Genomic DNA, 16,476 nt, shown 5'->3' with positions numbered 1-16,476 from the left:
TAGTGCCTGTGCAGGCGGCACAAAAAACGGCCCGGCGGTCGGCCGGGCCGCAGGTTACGCCTCGGGAGTCTGAAACCTAAGGCGATCGGAAGGATCAGGATGTCGCGTTGCTGACGTTCTCGATGCCGGAGGCGTCGCTCGCGTTCGGCGCGATCTCCTCGATATTGTCCAGCGCCTCATCGACCGAATTGCTGACATTTTCCGTCGTCACATTCTGCTCGGGCGATTTCGAGCAGGCGGAAAGGCCGGCCGCGGCCAGCGTGAACGACAGGATCGTGATGGTCTTCTTCATGTCATGCCCCTTTTGTGCATCGGTCGTGGTGAGGAGGTTCGTGACGGTCAGGCGACCGCCTCCGGATGACGGAGCCGGCTATCGGCATCCGCCGCGTCATCGCGCAGCAGCGGGAGCAGCTGATCGCCCTGCCGCCGGATCTCCGGCAGATAGGGCGTATCGGACAGCACGAAATGCGTGACGCCCAGATCGCGATATTTGCGCAGCGAGCTGGCGACATCGGCCGCCGAGCCGACCAGCCAGGTCGTGCCCGCGCCGCCGCCGCCATAGCGGCCCGGCGCCGTGTAGAGATTGTCGTCCAGCACCTCGCCGCGCGCGTGCAGATCGAGCAGGCGCTGCTGGCCCGCCGCCGGCGCGCGGCGATGCTCATCCACCGTGCCCTGCTTCTTCGCCATCTCGTCCACCTTCGCCTCGGCATCGGCCCACGCCTCTTCGGTCGTGTCCCGAACGAGCGTGGTGATGCGCAGGCCGAATTGCAGCGGCGCCAGATCGCGATCCAGATCGCGGCTGAGCGCCTTCAGGCGCGCGATCCGGCCCGCCACGCCATCCAGCGGCTCGCCCCAGAAGAGCTGGACGTCCGCCTCGGTGGCGGCCACGCGCTCCGCCGCTTCGGACGCGCCGCCGAAATAGAGCTTCGGATGCAGCCTGTCTCCGCGCGGGGTGAGGCGCGGCAGCACGGTGGATCCCTCCACGCTGAAATGCGTGCCCGCGAAGGAGACATTTTCCTCGGTCCAGAGCCGGCGCACCAGCCGCATGAATTCCTTCGTGCGGCCGTAGCGGTGCGCCTGATCGCCCTCGCTATCGCCATAAGCGGCGAGATTGTCCTGCCCCGAGACGATGTTGATGCGTATGCGGCCGCCCGTCAGCTCGTCCAGCGTGGCGGCGGACGATGCGAAATGGGCCGGTCGCCAGTAGCCGGGCCGGATCGCGATGAGCGGCTCGAACGTCTTCGTGCGCGCGGCGAGGGCGGTCGCGACCGTGAAGGTATCGGGGCGGCCCCAGCTCGTGCCGATCAGCGCGCCTTTCCAGCCATGCTGCTCCAGCGCCGTGGCGTGGCTCGTCAGGGCTTCCAGGCTGCGATGATCCGTGCCCGCGCTGTCGCCGCGATGGCCGGGCTCGATCTGATTGGGAATATACCAGAGGAATTCGGAGCTCATGCTTGGCCTCCTTGAGAAATCCGGAAGGGAAAGGGTGCGCGGCGGCTATTCGAGGCCGAAGCCCAGGGCGTGGAGGATATCGCGCAGCACATGGCGGCCGCTGCGCGCCAGATGATCGTGGCCCACGCGCTGGGTGGCCTGTTCGGTCCAGTCGCGCTCGATCATGCCCTGCTCGCGCTGGAAGCCGCGCAGGCGATGATCGTAGGCGGCGAGCGCGAGGCCGTTATCCCCCGCGCCATAGGTTTCGCGAAACAGCACCGCCTCCTGCGGCAGGCGCGGCTTCACTGAGGCGGGACGATCCGGATCGGGATGGCCCACCGTCAGGCCGAAGAGCGCGAAGACATTCGGCGGCAGGCCCAGTTCGGCGGCGACTTCGGCCGGCCTGTTGCGGATGCCGCCGATATAGCAGCTGCCGAGGCCGATCGATTCCAGCGCCACCACCGCGCTCTGCGCCGCCAGCGACGTATCGACCGCGCCCAGCAGGAAGCTTTCGAGATAGCGCAGGCCGACAGTGGGCGCCGAAAGCGCCTCGCCAATACCGGTCAGCCGTTGGAGATCCACCAGCCACAGCAGGAAGAGCGGAGCCTGATATATCTGCTTCTGATCTCCTGCGAGCAGGGCCAGCCGCGCCTTGCGCGCGGGATCCTCGACCGCGATCACGCTCCAGGGCTGGAGGTTCGAAGAGCTCGCGGCGGATTGCGCCGCCGCCACCAGCAACTCCACCGTCCCCTCCGGCAGCGCGTCTGGCAGGTAGGCGCGAACCGAGCGGTGCGCGACGAGCGTGTCGAGCGTGTCGTTCCACGCGACCGGCAGGTCGAGCGTGTCGCGATACCGCTCGTAGAGCCGCGCATCCCGCCGATCATCCGCGACGGACGAATGGATCAGTTCGGCGATCTGGCTCATCGGGGTTTCCCATCTTGGAAGGAGAGTTCGCGCGCCTCGGCGGCTGATCGCGGGTCGAGAGGATCGACTGGCACGTCTTCGACGCCGAGCAGGCGGTGGAGCAGCGTCCGCAGCTCCGCGATCCGTTCGCGCCGGGCGAGGCCCTCCGGTGGCAGCGCGACCGACAGGTCCGCCGCGAGGCGGCCATCGTCCAGCAGCACGATCCGGTCTGCCAGCAGGATCGCCTCGTCGATATCGTGCGTCACCAGAAGCACGGCCGGATCGTGCACGTCCGAGAGACGGCGGAGCAAAGCGTGCATCTGGATCCGGGTGAGCGCATCCAGGGCGCCGAACGGCTCGTCCGCCAGCAGCAGTTCGGGTTCGCGCACCAGCGCGCGGGCCAGCGCCACGCGCTGCTGTTCGCCGCCCGAAAGCTCGTGCGGCCATGCCCGTTCGCGCCCGGCAAGACCCACTTCGGCCAGCGCCTCGCGTCCCCGTTCGCGCTGGCCTGTAATGCCGAGCAGCACATTATCCAGCACGCGCATCCAGGGCAGCAGGCGTGCATCCTGGAAGATCACGGCGAGGCGATCGGGCAGGGCGATCTCGCCCGTCCCCTCCGCCTCATGATCGATCTCGGCCAGAGCGCGCAGCAGCGTGCTCTTGCCGGATCCGCTGCGGCCCAGCAGGGCCACGAATTCGCCCGGCGCGATATCCAGATCGATCCCGTTGAGCACGCCCTTGAGCGTGAAGGTGCGGACCAGCCCCCGCACCCGGACAGCGGGCGCGCTCATCGGCCGAGTGTCCTGCGCCAGCCGAGCAGCCTTCGCTCCAGCTGCCGCACGAGCGCATCCGAGCCGAAGCCGAGCAGCGCATAGACGACGAGCCCGACCAGCATCACATCGGTCTGGGCGTAGGCGCGGGCCAGCGTGACCATGTAGCCGATGCCGCTCGTCGCGTTCAGCTGTTCCACCACGACCAGCGCGAGCCATGCCGAGGTGACGCCGAAGCGGAGCCCGGTAAGAAAGCCCGGCAGCGAACCCGGTATCACCACATGGCGGAGAAACTGCCAGCGGCTGAGGCGGACGGTTTCTGCCAGCTCCACATGGCGCAGTTCGATCGCGCGGAGCGCGCCATGCGTGTTGATATAGACCGGGAAGAAGACGGCGGTGGCGATCAGGGTGATCTTCATCGCCTCGCCGATGCCCAGCCACAGGATCATGAAGGGGATGAGCGCCAGGATCGGTATGCCGCGCTTGATCTGCACGAGCCCGTCGATCACGTAGCCGCCGAGCAGCGACAGGCCAGAAAGCAGGGCCAGCGCCACGCCGATCGTCACGCCGAAGCCTAACCCGATCATTGCACGCCATGCGGAGACGGCGAGATTTTCCTGCAACCGTCCATCGCGGATCAGATCGATTGCGGTGGTCACGGCCGTCCAGGGAGCGGGCAGGACACGCGGATCGAGCCAGCCTGTAAGGGACAGGGCCGACCAGTAGAGGAGCAGTAGTCCCGGCCCGAGCAGGATGCCGTAGCGGGCCGGCGATCCGGGGCTCAGCCGCTGTTTCGGCGCGAGCCGCCCTTTCGGGCGAACCAGCTCGGATGGCTCCCGAAGATCGCCGAGATAGGCGTTCAGAAGATCGTCGGAATAAGCGTTCATCAGCTTTTCCCCTGGGGCCAGCCGGGTGACGGGGAGGCGCCGTCGCCTGCGATCGTCTCAAAACGGCGATCGAAAAGCGTCGCCGCATCGAAGCGTGGATGCTTGGTTTCCGGCGCGAGCGTGTCGATCGCGGCCTGCTGATAGGCGATGGCTCCCGCCCAGTTACGCGGAACCGCGACATCGCTGTAATAGGCCGCCATCACGCGGGCATCATCGATAGGGAGCCCGCGCTTCTCGACGAAATAGCCGCGCGCCAGTTCTTCTGGGTGATCGTTGATCCAGGCCTGCGCCAGCCCCCAATAGCGGGCGAAGACACGAAGTGCGGCCGCTTTCCCCGGATCGGCCAGGGCGGTTTCCGGAACATAGACGTTGGCTCCGTCGTCGCGAAACGGAGGATGCTTGAGAAGACGTGCGCCGCGTGGCCCGAAATCGCGAATGTAATGTTGCGCGACGACTTCGGCCCGGATGGGTGCGGCATCGATGGAGCCGGAAGCGAGCGCGTTGGTATAGACGTCTCCGCCGATGTTCGAGGACAGTTCGACGAGCGTAACCTCGTCGCGGCGGATCCCCGCCGCCTTCAGCGTCTCGATCACGACCTGCGCCTGCACCTGGCTGGGGCTGAAGGCGATCCGCTTGCCCCGCAGATCCGCCAGCGTGCGGATGTGCGCCTTCGGGGCGATGCCGAAGACATAGGCCTGGCGGCTCACACGATCGGCATATTCGCGGAAAGCGATGATGCGCACGGGAATGCCCATCCATATGGCATGGATCGGCGGCACGCTGGCGCCGAAGCCCACATCCAGCGCGCCGGCATGGAACGCTTCGGTTACCTCCGGCCCGCCCGTGATTTCCGCCCATTCGATGCGGAAGGGCACCTTTTTATCCCAGCCATTATGCTCGAACACCCAGCGTGTCACCGGATCGCCCACGCGCAGCACCACGCCGGGCGGGACCCGATCGGGCAGAGGCGCGGAGAGCGCCAATCCCTGCCTTGAGGCCGCCGCCCTGCGCGCGGGCGCGAAGGCGAAGAGCAGCGCGATCGAGGCGATCACGAACGCGGCAAGCGTCGTGGAGCCCCTTGGCCAATAAGATCGTGTGGTCGCCATCGGCCGGTTTCCGGAATGCCGCGTGATCGTTCAGGCCAGCGCCGGCTCGGCGGGAACCTGCCTGAGCTGCTCCGGCGGATAGCGGTCGCCGAAGGTGGCGCCGCGCGGGAAGGCGGCTTCCAGTTCCTCGATCGTGCCCTCGTCGAGGTGAATGTCGCCGGCCGCCCAATTGTCTTCCAGATGGCGAATGTGTCGCGTGCCGGGAATGGGCACGACGCCCTTGGCAAGCACCCAGGCGAGGCTCACCTGCGCGGGCGTTACGCGCAGCCGCTCCGCGACATCCTCGATCGTCCGCCGGCGAACCGAATTGGCTGCAATGGCATCGGGCCTGAAACGTGGATGGATCGCGCGGCGATCGGTGGCTCCGCTGGATTCGGCCCCCGCCAGGAAGCCCCGGCCGAGCGGGCTATAGGCGACGAAGCCGATGCCCAGTTCGCGCGTGGCGGCGAGAATCTCCACCTCCACGTCGCGGGTCCACAGCGAATATTCGCTCTGTAGCGCCGTCAGCGGGCTTTCCGCATGCGCGCGGCGGATCTGCGCGGCGCTCGCTTCGGATATGCCGACGCCGCCGATCTTCCCTTCGTCCTTCAGTTGGCCGAGCAGGCCAACCGATTCCTCGATCGGCACCAGCGTATCGACGCGGTGGAGATAATAGAGATCGATATGGTCGACATTGAGCCGGCGCAGGCTGGCTTCCACGGCCGCGCGCGGGCTGGTCCGCGTGCCATCCTGCCGGGCGTGGGTGAACTTGCTGGCGATGACCAGGCCGTTGCGCCGGCCGGCGATCGCCTTGCCCAGCAATTCCTCGTTATGGCCGCTGCCATAGGCGGTCGCGGTATCGAAGAAGGTGACGCCAAGCTCGATCGCGCGATGGATCGTGCGGATCGATTCCGCGTCGTCCGCCTGCCCGTAAACGGACGAAAGCCCCATCGCGCCAAAGCCCTGCGCACTGACGTTCAATGATCCGATCTTCGCCATTCTCGATCTCCTGCCACCCCGGCTGCCCAGTTTCTGGCACCGGACCCGCATTCGCCGCGATGCAGAAAAACTTATGCGGGACGCAGATTCTCTAGTTACCCGATAGGAATTATGGTTTCTAGTCAAATGCGCCTTCCAGAAATTCGAGAAGGGGCAATTCCAATGATCCATCGGCGTCAGCGCGCGTTCCTCGCCGCGGCCCTGTCGGGCACCCTCGCTTCGGCCGCGGCGGCGGCGGATCCGGTCGCGGATGCCGCCGTGGCGGCGGATGCGGGCAATTCACCCGAAGTGGTGGTGACCGCGCGCCGCCGCGCCGAAAACATCCAGGACGTGCCCATCTCCGTGCAGGCGATCAGCGGCGAAACCCTGCAGCGGAAAGGAACGATCGATCTACAGAGCCTGATCGATCAGACGCCGGGCCTGAATTCCACGGGCGGCAATCCGCGCAATTTCTCCGTGACGATCCGTGGCATCGGCTATGCGCCCACCGCCGCTGATGGCCTCGACAATGCGATCGGCGTCTATTTCGATGGCGTCTATCAGGCGCGGCCCGGCCAGGTGCTCCAGGATCTGGTCGACGTGCAGAGCTTCGAAGTGCTGCGTGGTCCCCAGGGAACCCTGTTCGGCCGTAACGCGGCGGCGGGCGCGCTGAACATCACCTTCAACAAGCCCAGTTTCACGGCCGGGCAGACCTTCGAAGTCTCCTATGGCCGGTATAATTTCGCGCAGGGCAAGGCGATCATCACCGGCCCGCTCACGGACAATATCGCCTTCCGCACCGTGGCATATGGAACCCGATCGGATGGCTGGATCTCGACGCCGTTCCGCCCGGCCTTCCGCGATGCGGCGACGCAGAAGGGCATCTACGCCCCGACCGCGACCGACGATTCCAGGACGGCGGGAACCGGGCGTTGGGGCGTGCGCCAGCAATTCCTGATCAATGCCGGCGATCTCAAGATCAATATCGCGGGCGATCTGAACGTCGAAAGCGACAGTTCCTCGGGCTTCAGTTCGGGTGGCGGGATCGTGGAACTGTTCGGCCCCGGAAACTGGGGCATCAACACCACGGCGGCCCAGCAGGCGAGGGTCACCAACGCGCGCAACGCGCTCAGCCAGCTCTCGAATTTCGGTGGTGTGCAGAACTGGAATCTGGCGATCGATCCGAAGACCAATATCACCAACAACTACAATCATATGAAGACGAAGAATGCGGGTGTGTCCGTCACGGCCGACTATGATTTCGGTTGGGCCACGCTGACATCCATCAGCGCCTGGCGGCTCTGGACCTTCAATCCGCCGCAAGACAGCGACAGCTCGCCCCTCGACATCTATCAGAATATGGCGATCAGCCGGAACGATCAGTTCAGCCAGGAATTCCGGCTGGCTTCGAACAGCCACGGCCCCATCGAATGGCAGGCCGGCGCGTTTCTTTATCATTCAAAGCTGAAGGATCATTATGTGATCCATCAATTCGGCGCGGACGTCATTCCCTGGTACAATGCCTATAATACGCTGGCCGGCACGGCCTTCACGCCGATCCCGCTTTCCTTCCGTTCCCAGCTGACCGGCGTGCAGATCATCGAGGATACGCGCGTCACGAACAAGAATGCGGCCGCCTATGGCCAGGCGACCTGGCATATCAGCAGCACGCTGGATCTGACCGGGGGGGTGCGATACACCTATGATCGCAAGACCGGCAGCAGCCCGGTGGATACCAGCCAGCTGCCGACTTCGCTGCCGGCCGGGATCACCAACGCCCAGTTGCTGGCCTTCTACAATGCGATCGATGCGGTCCAGCGGAATGCGGGCGTGGCCTATACGGTGCCCGGCTATCCGGCCGGCGTTGCCAGCACCGGCTATGCGCTCGGCAGATCGACATCCAACGACAATGTCTCGGGCACGGTCAGCCTGTCCTACAAGATCACGCCGGATCTCACGACCTACGTGACCTATGCCACGGGTTTTCAGGCCGGCGGGCTGGATCTCAACAACCGCGCGCTGGATCCCTCGGCGCCCGATGTGAAGCCCACCAAGACCAAGAATATCGAGGCCGGCATCAAGGCTTCGCTGTTCGATCGCCGCCTGACGCTGGCGCTGGCGGCCTATCAGGAGAAACTGGAGGGCTTCCAGACATCCGTTTCCTTCACCCTGCCGAATGGCACGCCGCAGCGGGGCGCCACCAATGTGGGCGATATCCGTGCGCGGGGCTTCGAATGGAGCCTAGCCGCCGATCTGGGCTCCGGGATTCGCCTGACGTTCGACGGCAATTATAATGACGGCATCTATACGCGGGCGCCTTCGCTGCCGGCGCCTGCGGAACTGAGCTATAACGGCATCGCCAATATCGATGCCAAGGGCCAGCAGGCGCCCTATTCACCCAAATGGGCACTGTCCGTTACGCCATCCTGGGATTTCCGGATCGCGCCGGGCACCGAGTTCTACAGCTATGCCCAATATAGCTACACCACATCCTATGGGACGGGTGTGACCCAGTCGATCTACACGCGGGTGCCCAATCAGTTCAATCTCAACCTGCGGGCCGGCGTTCGGCTGGACAATGGCAAATACGATATTTCAGTCTATGCGAACAACGCGACCAACGAGAAGAATATCATCTCGCAGGCGTTGCTGACGGCGCCCTCGGGCGCGGGCGTGACGGCCTATCTCGGGCGGACGGTCAACTATAACCAGCCGGCCCGCTATGGCGTGACGCTGCGGGCGAAATATTGATGCGGCAGGCCCGGAGCGGAGTTCGCTGCGGGCCTTGTTCACGCCCGATCCCCGGTATCGCGCCGGCCGGGGCATCGCCCTTTCCTTCGTCGTAAGGGCGGGTTGCACTGCGGCCAGTGCGGCGCGGACCCGCCGGAAGGGCTGCCGTCCGGGCGGAAAGCGCGCAACATTCAATCGCCGCATCAATCGATAGCGGTTTTGGTTTGGTCGGGCCGGGACGGCGGCCCTATCCCTCGTTCCTGATAAGGCCTCGCAAGAAGGGGCGCAGTTCATGGAGAGTGGGATGGGCACGAGCCGACGCGATTTCCTGTTCGGCACGACGGCACTGGCGCTGTCGGCGGCGGTGATGCCGCTCACCGGGGCGGCCGCCGAAGCGCCCCTGCTGGAGATCGGCACGCCGATGGCGCCACCGGAATGGGCGCTGCTGGAGCGGGCCTTGCTGGATGCCCACACGCCGGCGTGCGAGGCCTTCTTCGCCCGCTATTACGATCAGCAGACCGGCTTCTTTCAGGCCATCGAGCGCTGGGGCGGGGATGACGGCCCCGACGATGCGATCGAGAATGTCAACGATTGGCCGCACCTCTACCAGCTTGGCGGCTCGGAGAAGATCCGCCAGCTCTATGAACTGGCCTATGAAGGCCATGTCCGCCAGTTCACGCTGGCGAAGACGAAGGACGTGCCATTCGCCCGCAACGGCATGTACTTCAAGGAATTTCCGGTCATGATGGACTGGCAGCACAATGGCGAGGGGCTGTCCGTCTTCAACATCATGGGGCTGGGCGATCCCTATTCGCAGAAGTTCCGTAATCGCGTACGCCGCTTCGCCGGATTCTATACGGGCGAGGACAAGGATGCGCCCAATTACGATCCCAAGCACAAGATCATTCGCAGCCTGTTCAACGGCAGCCGTGGCCCCCTCATGCGCAAGGCGACGGCGCTTGACTGGGCGGGCGATCCCATCGACCTGACCGGCATCGATCCCTCCGCGCTGCTGCACGGCGAGCGCAGCTATGAGGAGATGCTCGCCCACTTCAAGGATTATACCGAAACCACGGGCGATCATCCCTTGAACCTGGAGGCGACGGGCCTGGTGCTCAATGCCTACATGCTGGCGCATGAGCCGAAATATCGCGCCTGGATCGTGGAATATGTCGATGCCTGGGTAGATCGCGCCAGGGCCAATAATGACATCGTTCCCACCAATATAGGCTATGACGGCACGATCGGCGGCGAGGCCGGCGGCAAATGGTATGGCGGCACCTATGGCTGGTCGTTCAGCCCGATCGTGCCGATGACGGGCAAGCCCGAGGATCGCAACCGCATCCCCTATGCGATCGTCGGCTTCTTCAACGCCTATCTGCTCACCGGCGACGACAAATATCTCGATGTCTGGCGCCGGATGACCGACCGCATCAACGCCAACGGCAAGATGATCGATGGCAAGATGCAATATCCCACCATGTATGGCGACAAGGGCTGGTATAGCTTCAAGCCCGCCAAATGGGCGGTCGGCGCGCAGGATATCTACCTGCTTTCGATGAAGCCTTCGGATCGCGCCCGCGCGCCCGATCATCCCTTCTTCCAATACCTGGATGGCAAGAATCCGGCCTTCCCTGTCACGGCGCTGCGTGGCGCCCTGGATCATATTCGCGATACGGCGGAGGCGGTGCGCGCGGATCAGACGCTGCCGGATACGCGCTTCGTGGATACGGTGATGGATTATAATCCGGCCAGCGTTTCCGCGCTCATCATGCTGATGCAGGGCGGCGCCCATGTCGGGCGGCCGGGCTGGTCGGAAAAATCCCCCCATGTGGGCGGTGCGCTGCAATTCTCGCGGCTGCGTTACTTCGATCCGGATGCGCGGCGGCCGGGCGTCCCACCGGATGTCGCCGCGCTGGTGGACATGCTCACCACCGATGCGACCGGGGTCTCGATCGTCAATTGCAGCCCGACGGAGGCGCGGACCGTGACCATCCAGGGCGGCGCCTATGGCGAGCATCAGATCCTTTCGATCGCGGAGGGGACGGGTTCCGCCAGGCCGGTCAATGCACGCTCCGTCACGGTGCGGCTGGCGCCCGGCGCCGGCGCGCGGCTCGTGCTGAAGATGCGCCGCTATGCCAATCCGCCGACGCTGGATTTCCCTTGGGGCGGCCCGCTCACGGATGCGGCGCTTTCCAGCGAGCCGGCGCGCTTCGCCGAGGATTCCCGCAAGGACATCCGCACGCCGCCCGCCCGGCAGAACGGGACGCTCGCTTACTGATCGAGGCGGCGGCCCGCTTTCGCGCTGATCCACAAGATCAGAATCAATTCATGCCGTCGCTGCATTGCCCGATCCGCCATCAGCATTGGACCATGGCGGGCCCGGGCCACACAGTGATGATGGCATCAAAGACAAGATGCCCGGAAGATTGATGAAGAGGCGTGACAGGCTCTTCCTCTTTTGATCCGGGTGACAATAAAAGGGAGAGAGACGTGGGAAATGACTTCCGCGCGACGAGCCGGTCGCGCCTGCTGCACGGCGCCGCGATTTTGGCCGTTTCCGGTGCTTTCGGAGCGCCGGTCGCCCTGGCTCAGGCGCAGACCGTCCAGTCCGCCCCGGCCGCGGGCGCCGAGCCCGCCGCCGCGGAGGTGCAGCCGGCCGCATCCGCCGGCGTGAGCGAGGCTGTCGCCAGCGATATCGTCGTCACCGGATCGCGCATCACGCGCAACGGCTTTTCCGCGCCGACGCCCACCACCGTCGTCGGGATCCAGGAAATCCAGAAGGCGGCCCCGGCCAACATCGCCGATTTCGTCAACCAGATGCCACAGCTCAGCGGCAGCTCCACCACGCGCACCGGCAACGGCAATACGAGCACCGGCACCAACGGCCTCAACACGCTGAACCTGCGTTCGCTGGGATCGAACCGCACGCTCGTGCTGCTTGATGGCCGGCGCGTCGTGGCCTCCTCGGTCAATGCGGCGGTGGATATCAACAATCTGCCGAGCGCGCTCGTCGAGCGGGTCGACGTGGTGACGGGCGGCGCCTCTGCCGCTTATGGCTCCGATGCCGTGGCGGGTGTCGTCAACTTCATCCTCCAGAAGAAGTTCACCGGCATCAAGGGATCGATTTCGGCTGGCATCACGGATCGCGGCGACGATGCGAACAGCAGCGGCTATCTGGCCTTCGGCACGCCTTTCGCGGGCGGGCGGGGCCATTTCCTCGCCAGCGTGGAAGGCCAGTATCAGCAGGGCATCGCCGGTATCGATCCTTCCAAGCGGAAATGGTTCAACCAGACGAACCTGCTGACCAATCCCAATTATACCGCCACCAACGGCCAGCCGCGCCGCATCATCGCCAGCAACGCCAACAATCTCACCGTGGCCAAGGGCGGCGTCATCACGCCGACCGGGCTGACGACGGCGCAGGCGGCGGCCTTCGCCAACCAGCAATTCGGGTTCAACGGACAGGTGCTGCCGTTCCAGCGCGGCACATTGCTGAGCGATCCGCTGATGGTGGGCGGCAACAGCTGGTTCGAAGGCAATCTGATCGCGCTGGATTCGAACCTGAAGCGTTATGCCGGCTTCGCGCGGGCCAGCTACGAACTGACCGACGATATCGAGTTCAGCCTGGAAGGATCCTACGGCTATTCGCAGGCATCGAACGGCGCCGCCTATCAGCGCTATCCGGGCAATCTCACCGTCTCGGCCACCAATGCCTTCCTGCCGGACAGCATTCGCGCGCAGGCGGCATCGCTGGGCATCACCAGCTTCCGCTACGGCTATTCCACCTATGATCTGGGTGTGCCGTTCAACGTGGCGACCCGCAAAACCTATCGCACGGCGGCCGCGCTGACGGGCAAGGTATTCGGGGAGTGGACGTGGGATGCCTATTATCAATATGGCCAGACCGACACCCGATCCTTCCTCTACAATACCACCAACGTCGCCCGCTTCGCGCAGGCGATCGATGCGGTGCGCAATTCCTCCGGCCAGATCATCTGCCGTTCGACGCTGACCAATCCCACCGACGGCTGCGTCCCGCTCAACATCTTCGGCTATGGCGTCGCTTCGCCGGAGGCGATCGCCTATGTGAAGGGCACGGCCAGCCAGAAGCTGTCGCTCAAGCAGAATGTCGCCGCCGCCAGCATCAGCGGTGAGCCGTTCAGCCTGTGGGCCGGCCCGGTCAGCCTCGCGACCGGCATCGAATATCGCAAGGAAGAGGTCAGCGGCACGGGCGATGCCATCTCGGCCGTGAACGGCTTCTACACCGGCAATTTCAAGGGCACGAACGGCAGCTATGACGTGAAGGAGGCGTTTGCCGAAATCGTCGTGCCGCTGGCTGAGAATCTGCCCCTGTTGCGCAGCCTCGAATTCAACGCCGCCGGCCGCTACACCGATTACAGCACCAGCGGCGGTGTGGAGACGTGGAAGGCGGGCCTCACCTGGAAGCCCATCAACGATATCCGCCTGCGCGCCGTGCGCTCGCGCGATATCCGCGCGCCAAACCTGACGGAGCTGTTTGCCGCCGGCAACACGCAGGCGCAGGACGTATCCGATCCGACACGCAACCTCGTCGTCACGCGGCTCACCCGCGTCACGATCGGCAATCTCGATCTGAAGCCGGAAAAGGCCGACACGACGAGCCTTGGCATCGTCTATTCGCCGTCATGGCTGCGCCAGTTCACCGGCTCGTTCGATTATTATTCGATCAAGCTCAACGATGCGATCACGACGCTCGGCAGCCAGGACGTGGTGGACCGCTGCTATCGCGGCGAGGCGACGCTCTGCCAGTATATCACTCGCAACAGCGCCGGCGTGATGACGCAGATCATCACCCAGCCGATCAATCTGGCGACGCTGAAGACGCGCGGCTTCGACGTGGAGGCGAGCTTCCGGCAGCCGCTGGGCGATATCTTCGATGGCATGGGCGGCACCGTCACGCTGCGCGCGCTGGGATCGCATATCGCCAAGCGCACGACGATCAACGGCGGCGTCGTCACCGAGGCGGCCGGGCAGAATACGGCCGACGCGCCCAAGTGGCGCTGGTTCGTCACGCTGGGCTACGATGATGCGCGCGTGTCCGGCCTCATCACGCTGCGCACGATCAGCAAGGGCGTCTATGACAATGCGTGGACGTCCGGCGTCGACATCGACAACAACCGGATCAAGGGCGCGGCCTATGTCGATCTTGCGGGCGTCTATCACCTGAAGCCCGCCGGCAGCAGCCAGATGGAGATCTTCTTCAAGATCGAGAATCTGCTCGACAAGGATCCGCCGGTCGTGGCCCAGGTCGGCACCAGCGGCCTGCAGACGAACCCCACCCTCTACGATGTCGTCGGTCGCGCCTATCGCGTCGGCCTGCGCTTCAAATATTGAGCTGCGCGATGCCCACCTTCCACCCATCCCCAAGGGAAGGACAGACGATGAAGAGATCCCTCCTCGCATCGGCCATGGGCATGGCGTTCGCCCTGCTCGCCACTGCGTCCCCGGCGCAGGAGGCGGGCGGGGCACCCCCTCGCGCCGCTGCCGATTATCCGGCGCCGCAAACCTTCCCGAAGGCGAATGAAAAAGCGGTGGCCGAGCATCTTTCCGCTGCGCGCAAACTGGCGGGCACGGATCTGTTTCCGGATATGGCGCATCGCTGCATCATCAGCCCGGTCTATCCCGTGCGCGTGCGCGGCATCCAGTTCGACGGGAAGATCACGCCCACCAGGATCTTCGACCAGCTTTATTCGGTCGGGCAGAATGCGGTCTCGGCCTATGTTCTGAAAACCAGCGCGGGGCTTATCCTGTTCGACACGCTCGACAATGCGGACGAGGCGAAGACTTTGCTCGTGCCGAATATGGAGAAGCTGGGGCTCGATCCGAAGCAAATCAAATATATCGTCATCACGCACGGCCACGGCGATCATTATGGCGGCGCGCAGTGGCTCCAGCAGGCCACGGGCGCGAAGGTGATCGCCTCCGCCATCGATTGGGAGATGATGGAGAAGGGGCCGAAGCCCGGCGTCTTCAAGGATCTGCCGCTGCCGAAGCACGATATGGAGATGAAGGACGGCGACACGCTCACCCTGGGCGATACGACGATCCGCTTCTATGTGACGCCGGGCCATACGCCCGGCACGCTTTCCGCCATCTTCCCCGTGACCGATCATGGCCAGCGCCATGTCGTCGGTTTCAACGGTGGCACGGGCGGTGGGCGTGACGAGGCGGGGCTGCGTGCCAGCATCCCGTCCTTCGCCCGCTGGGGCGAACTCACCAGGGCGGCCGGCGTCGACGTGCTGATCGCCAATCACCCGCTGCATGCCGAGACGATCGAGAAGGAGGAGTTGCTGCGGCACGCGCTGCCCGGCGATCCCAATCCCTTCATCGTCGGCACCGATACCTACCAGCGATACGTCCGCATCCAGGCGGAGTGCGCGCGCGTTCAGCTCGCCCGACTGGGCCTCAGCGAATAAGAAGGGATTTCATGAGCCTGCCCACCGCCAGCCTCGCCAGGGATCGCATCGACGAGGTCAGGATCTCGCTCGCCTTCCTTCCGCTCAAGACCCCGGTCAGCGATGCGAAGGTGCTGACCGGGCGGCAGCGCCCGCTGACCGAGGTGGCCTTCCTCTTCTGCGAGATCCGCACGGCGGGCGGCCAGGAAGGGCTGGGCTTCAGTTACTCCAAGCGCGCCGGCGGCCCCGGCCAATATGCCCATGCCAGGGAGATCGGTCAGCTTCTGATCGGCGAGGATCCGAACGACATCGGCAAGATCTGGACGAAGCTCGTCTGGGCGGGTGCCTCGGTCGGCCGATCGGGCCTCTCGACGCAGGCCATCGCGGCGTTCGACAATGCGCTGTGGGACATGAAGGCCAAGCGTGCGGGCCTCCCGCTCGCCAAGCTGCTGGGCGCCTATCGCGACGGGGTTTCCTGCTACAATACATCCGGCGGATTCCTTTCGACTCCGATCGAACAGGTGCTGGAGAATATCGACGAGGCGCTGGGCAACGGCATTGCCGGCATCAAGATCAAGGTGGGCCAGCCCGATACTGCGACGGACCTGAAGCGGCTGGAGGCGGTTCGCAAGCATATCGGCATGCAGGTGCCGCTGATGGTGGATGCCAATCAGCAATGGGATCGGCCGACCGCGATGCGCATGGGCCGCGCGATGGAGCAGTTCGATCTCGTCTGGATCGAGGAGCCGCTGGATGCCTATGATTCAGCCGGCCACGCCAGGCTTTCGGCGATGCTGGCGACGCCGATCGCCTCCGGCGAGATGCTGACCAGCGCGGCCGAGCATTGGGATTTCATTCGCCAGGATGCGGTGGGCTTCATGCAGCCGGATGCGGCGCGCGTGGGTGGCATCACCCAGTTTCTGAAGATCATGGCCATGGGTGAGCAACGCCACCTGAAGATGGCGCCGCACTTCGCGATGGAGATTCACGTCCATCTCTCGGCCGCCTATCCGCACGATGCCTGGGTCGAGCATTTCGACTGGCTCGCCCCGCTCTTCAACGAGGAACTGGAGACGAAGGACGGCAAGATGCTGATTCCGGATCGGCTGGGTCTGGGCGTGACGCTCACCGATCAGGCGCGCGCCTGGACGACGGCGAAGGAGGTCTTCAAGGCCTGATCTGGCGCGCCGTGGCTCCCCGCGAAAGCCGGAGCGCGGCGGCAAAGGCGAGCGGGAATGAAAAAGGGGGCGGATCGATG

General features: G+C 64.9%; 12 protein-coding genes. 5 read left to right on the top strand and 7 right to left on the bottom strand.

What is annotated here, in order from left to right; genetic code table 11:
- Window positions 1-94 precede the first annotated feature (94 nt).
- The 7 genes from DI605_RS09390 to DI605_RS09360 are packed head-to-tail and all read right to left on the bottom strand — an operon-like array spanning window position 95 to window position 6,072.
- Entirely contained in the window at window positions 95-292 is a 198-nt protein-coding gene (locus tag DI605_RS09390) for a hypothetical protein (RefSeq protein ID WP_293972389.1), read from the bottom strand.
- Window positions 293-339: 47 nt separating this feature from the next.
- Window positions 340-1,449, bottom strand: coding sequence for an LLM class flavin-dependent oxidoreductase (locus tag DI605_RS09385; RefSeq protein WP_293972386.1), 1,110 nt, complete (start codon window positions 1,447-1,449; stop codon window positions 340-342).
- Between the two features lie 45 nt (window positions 1,450-1,494).
- Window positions 1,495-2,352, bottom strand: a complete 858-nt coding sequence (locus DI605_RS09380; protein WP_293972383.1) for an NADPH-dependent oxidoreductase — start codon at window positions 2,350-2,352, stop codon at window positions 1,495-1,497.
- On the bottom strand, window positions 2,349-3,122 hold the full coding sequence (locus DI605_RS09375; RefSeq protein ID WP_293972380.1) for an ABC transporter ATP-binding protein: 774 nt from the start codon (window positions 3,120-3,122) through the stop codon (window positions 2,349-2,351). The genes DI605_RS09380 and DI605_RS09375 overlap by 4 nt, the downstream gene beginning before the upstream one ends.
- Window positions 3,119-3,988 carry an ABC transporter permease gene (locus tag DI605_RS09370; protein WP_293972377.1) on the bottom strand — a complete coding sequence of 290 codons (870 nt, stop codon included), beginning with the start codon at window positions 3,986-3,988 and terminating at the stop codon, window positions 3,119-3,121. The genes DI605_RS09375 and DI605_RS09370 overlap by 4 nt, the downstream gene beginning before the upstream one ends.
- Window positions 3,988-5,094: an ABC transporter substrate-binding protein gene (locus DI605_RS09365; RefSeq protein ID WP_293972374.1), complete on the bottom strand. Its 1,107-nt coding sequence runs from the start codon at window positions 5,092-5,094 to the stop codon at window positions 3,988-3,990. The genes DI605_RS09370 and DI605_RS09365 overlap by 1 nt, the downstream gene beginning before the upstream one ends.
- A gap of 30 nt (window positions 5,095-5,124) precedes the next feature.
- Window positions 5,125-6,072 carry an aldo/keto reductase gene (locus tag DI605_RS09360; protein WP_293972371.1) on the bottom strand — a complete coding sequence of 316 codons (948 nt, stop codon included), beginning with the start codon at window positions 6,070-6,072 and terminating at the stop codon, window positions 5,125-5,127.
- 162 nt (window positions 6,073-6,234) lie between these two features.
- Here DI605_RS09360 and DI605_RS09355 point away from each other — a divergent pair, with 162 nt between their 5' ends.
- From DI605_RS09355 to DI605_RS09335, 5 genes are all read left to right on the top strand, one after another.
- Window positions 6,235-8,802 (top strand): TonB-dependent receptor, encoded by a 2,568-nt coding sequence (locus DI605_RS09355; RefSeq protein WP_293972368.1) that lies wholly within the window; start codon window positions 6,235-6,237, stop codon window positions 8,800-8,802.
- Window positions 8,803-9,085: 283 nt separating this feature from the next.
- Complete coding sequence (locus DI605_RS09350; protein ID WP_293972365.1) at window positions 9,086-11,062, top strand: hypothetical protein; 1,977 nt, start codon at window positions 9,086-9,088, stop codon at window positions 11,060-11,062.
- 212 nt (window positions 11,063-11,274) lie between these two features.
- The gene (locus tag DI605_RS09345; protein WP_293972362.1) at window positions 11,275-14,157 is read left to right on the top strand and encodes a TonB-dependent receptor; all 2,883 of its coding nucleotides are present in this window, start codon (window positions 11,275-11,277) and stop codon (window positions 14,155-14,157) included.
- A 47-nt stretch (window positions 14,158-14,204) separates the two neighbouring features.
- A complete protein-coding gene (locus DI605_RS09340) occupies window positions 14,205-15,239 on the top strand; it encodes an MBL fold metallo-hydrolase (protein WP_293972360.1) in 1,035 nt (344 codons plus the stop codon).
- An 11-nt stretch (window positions 15,240-15,250) separates the two neighbouring features.
- Window positions 15,251-16,396, top strand: a complete 1,146-nt coding sequence (locus DI605_RS09335; RefSeq protein ID WP_293972357.1) for a mandelate racemase/muconate lactonizing enzyme family protein — start codon at window positions 15,251-15,253, stop codon at window positions 16,394-16,396.
- Window positions 16,397-16,476: the final 80 nt, after the last annotated feature.

The sequence above is a fragment of the Sphingomonas sp. genome (genome assembly GCF_003248515.1).
Lineage (GTDB): Bacteria > Pseudomonadota > Alphaproteobacteria > Sphingomonadales > Sphingomonadaceae > Sphingomonas_I.
The sequence above is the reverse complement of the archived record's forward strand: the minus strand, read 5'-3'. Positions and strand labels throughout refer to the sequence as shown.

Bases quoted from the DNA above. Each gene is read 5' to 3' on its own strand.
- DI605_RS09375 (WP_293972380.1), bottom strand. From the start codon at position 3,122: ATGAGCGCGCCCGCTGTCCGGGTGCGGGGGCTGGTCCGCACCTTCACG.
- DI605_RS09355 (WP_293972368.1), top strand. From the start codon at position 6,235: ATGATCCATCGGCGTCAGCGCGCGTTCCTCGCCGCGGCCCTGTCGGGC.
- DI605_RS09380 (WP_293972383.1), bottom strand. From the start codon at position 2,352: ATGAGCCAGATCGCCGAACTGATCCATTCGTCCGTCGCGGATGATCGG.
- DI605_RS09340 (WP_293972360.1), top strand. From the start codon at position 14,205: ATGAAGAGATCCCTCCTCGCATCGGCCATGGGCATGGCGTTCGCCCTG.
- DI605_RS09335 (WP_293972357.1), top strand. From the start codon at position 15,251: ATGAGCCTGCCCACCGCCAGCCTCGCCAGGGATCGCATCGACGAGGTC.
- DI605_RS09365 (WP_293972374.1), bottom strand. From the start codon at position 5,094: ATGGCGACCACACGATCTTATTGGCCAAGGGGCTCCACGACGCTTGCC.
- DI605_RS09385 (WP_293972386.1), bottom strand. From the start codon at position 1,449: ATGAGCTCCGAATTCCTCTGGTATATTCCCAATCAGATCGAGCCCGGC.
- DI605_RS09360 (WP_293972371.1), bottom strand. From the start codon at position 6,072: ATGGCGAAGATCGGATCATTGAACGTCAGTGCGCAGGGCTTTGGCGCG.
- DI605_RS09390 (WP_293972389.1), bottom strand. From the start codon at position 292: ATGAAGAAGACCATCACGATCCTGTCGTTCACGCTGGCCGCGGCCGGC.
- DI605_RS09370 (WP_293972377.1), bottom strand. From the start codon at position 3,988: ATGAACGCTTATTCCGACGATCTTCTGAACGCCTATCTCGGCGATCTT.
- DI605_RS09350 (WP_293972365.1), top strand. From the start codon at position 9,086: ATGGGCACGAGCCGACGCGATTTCCTGTTCGGCACGACGGCACTGGCG.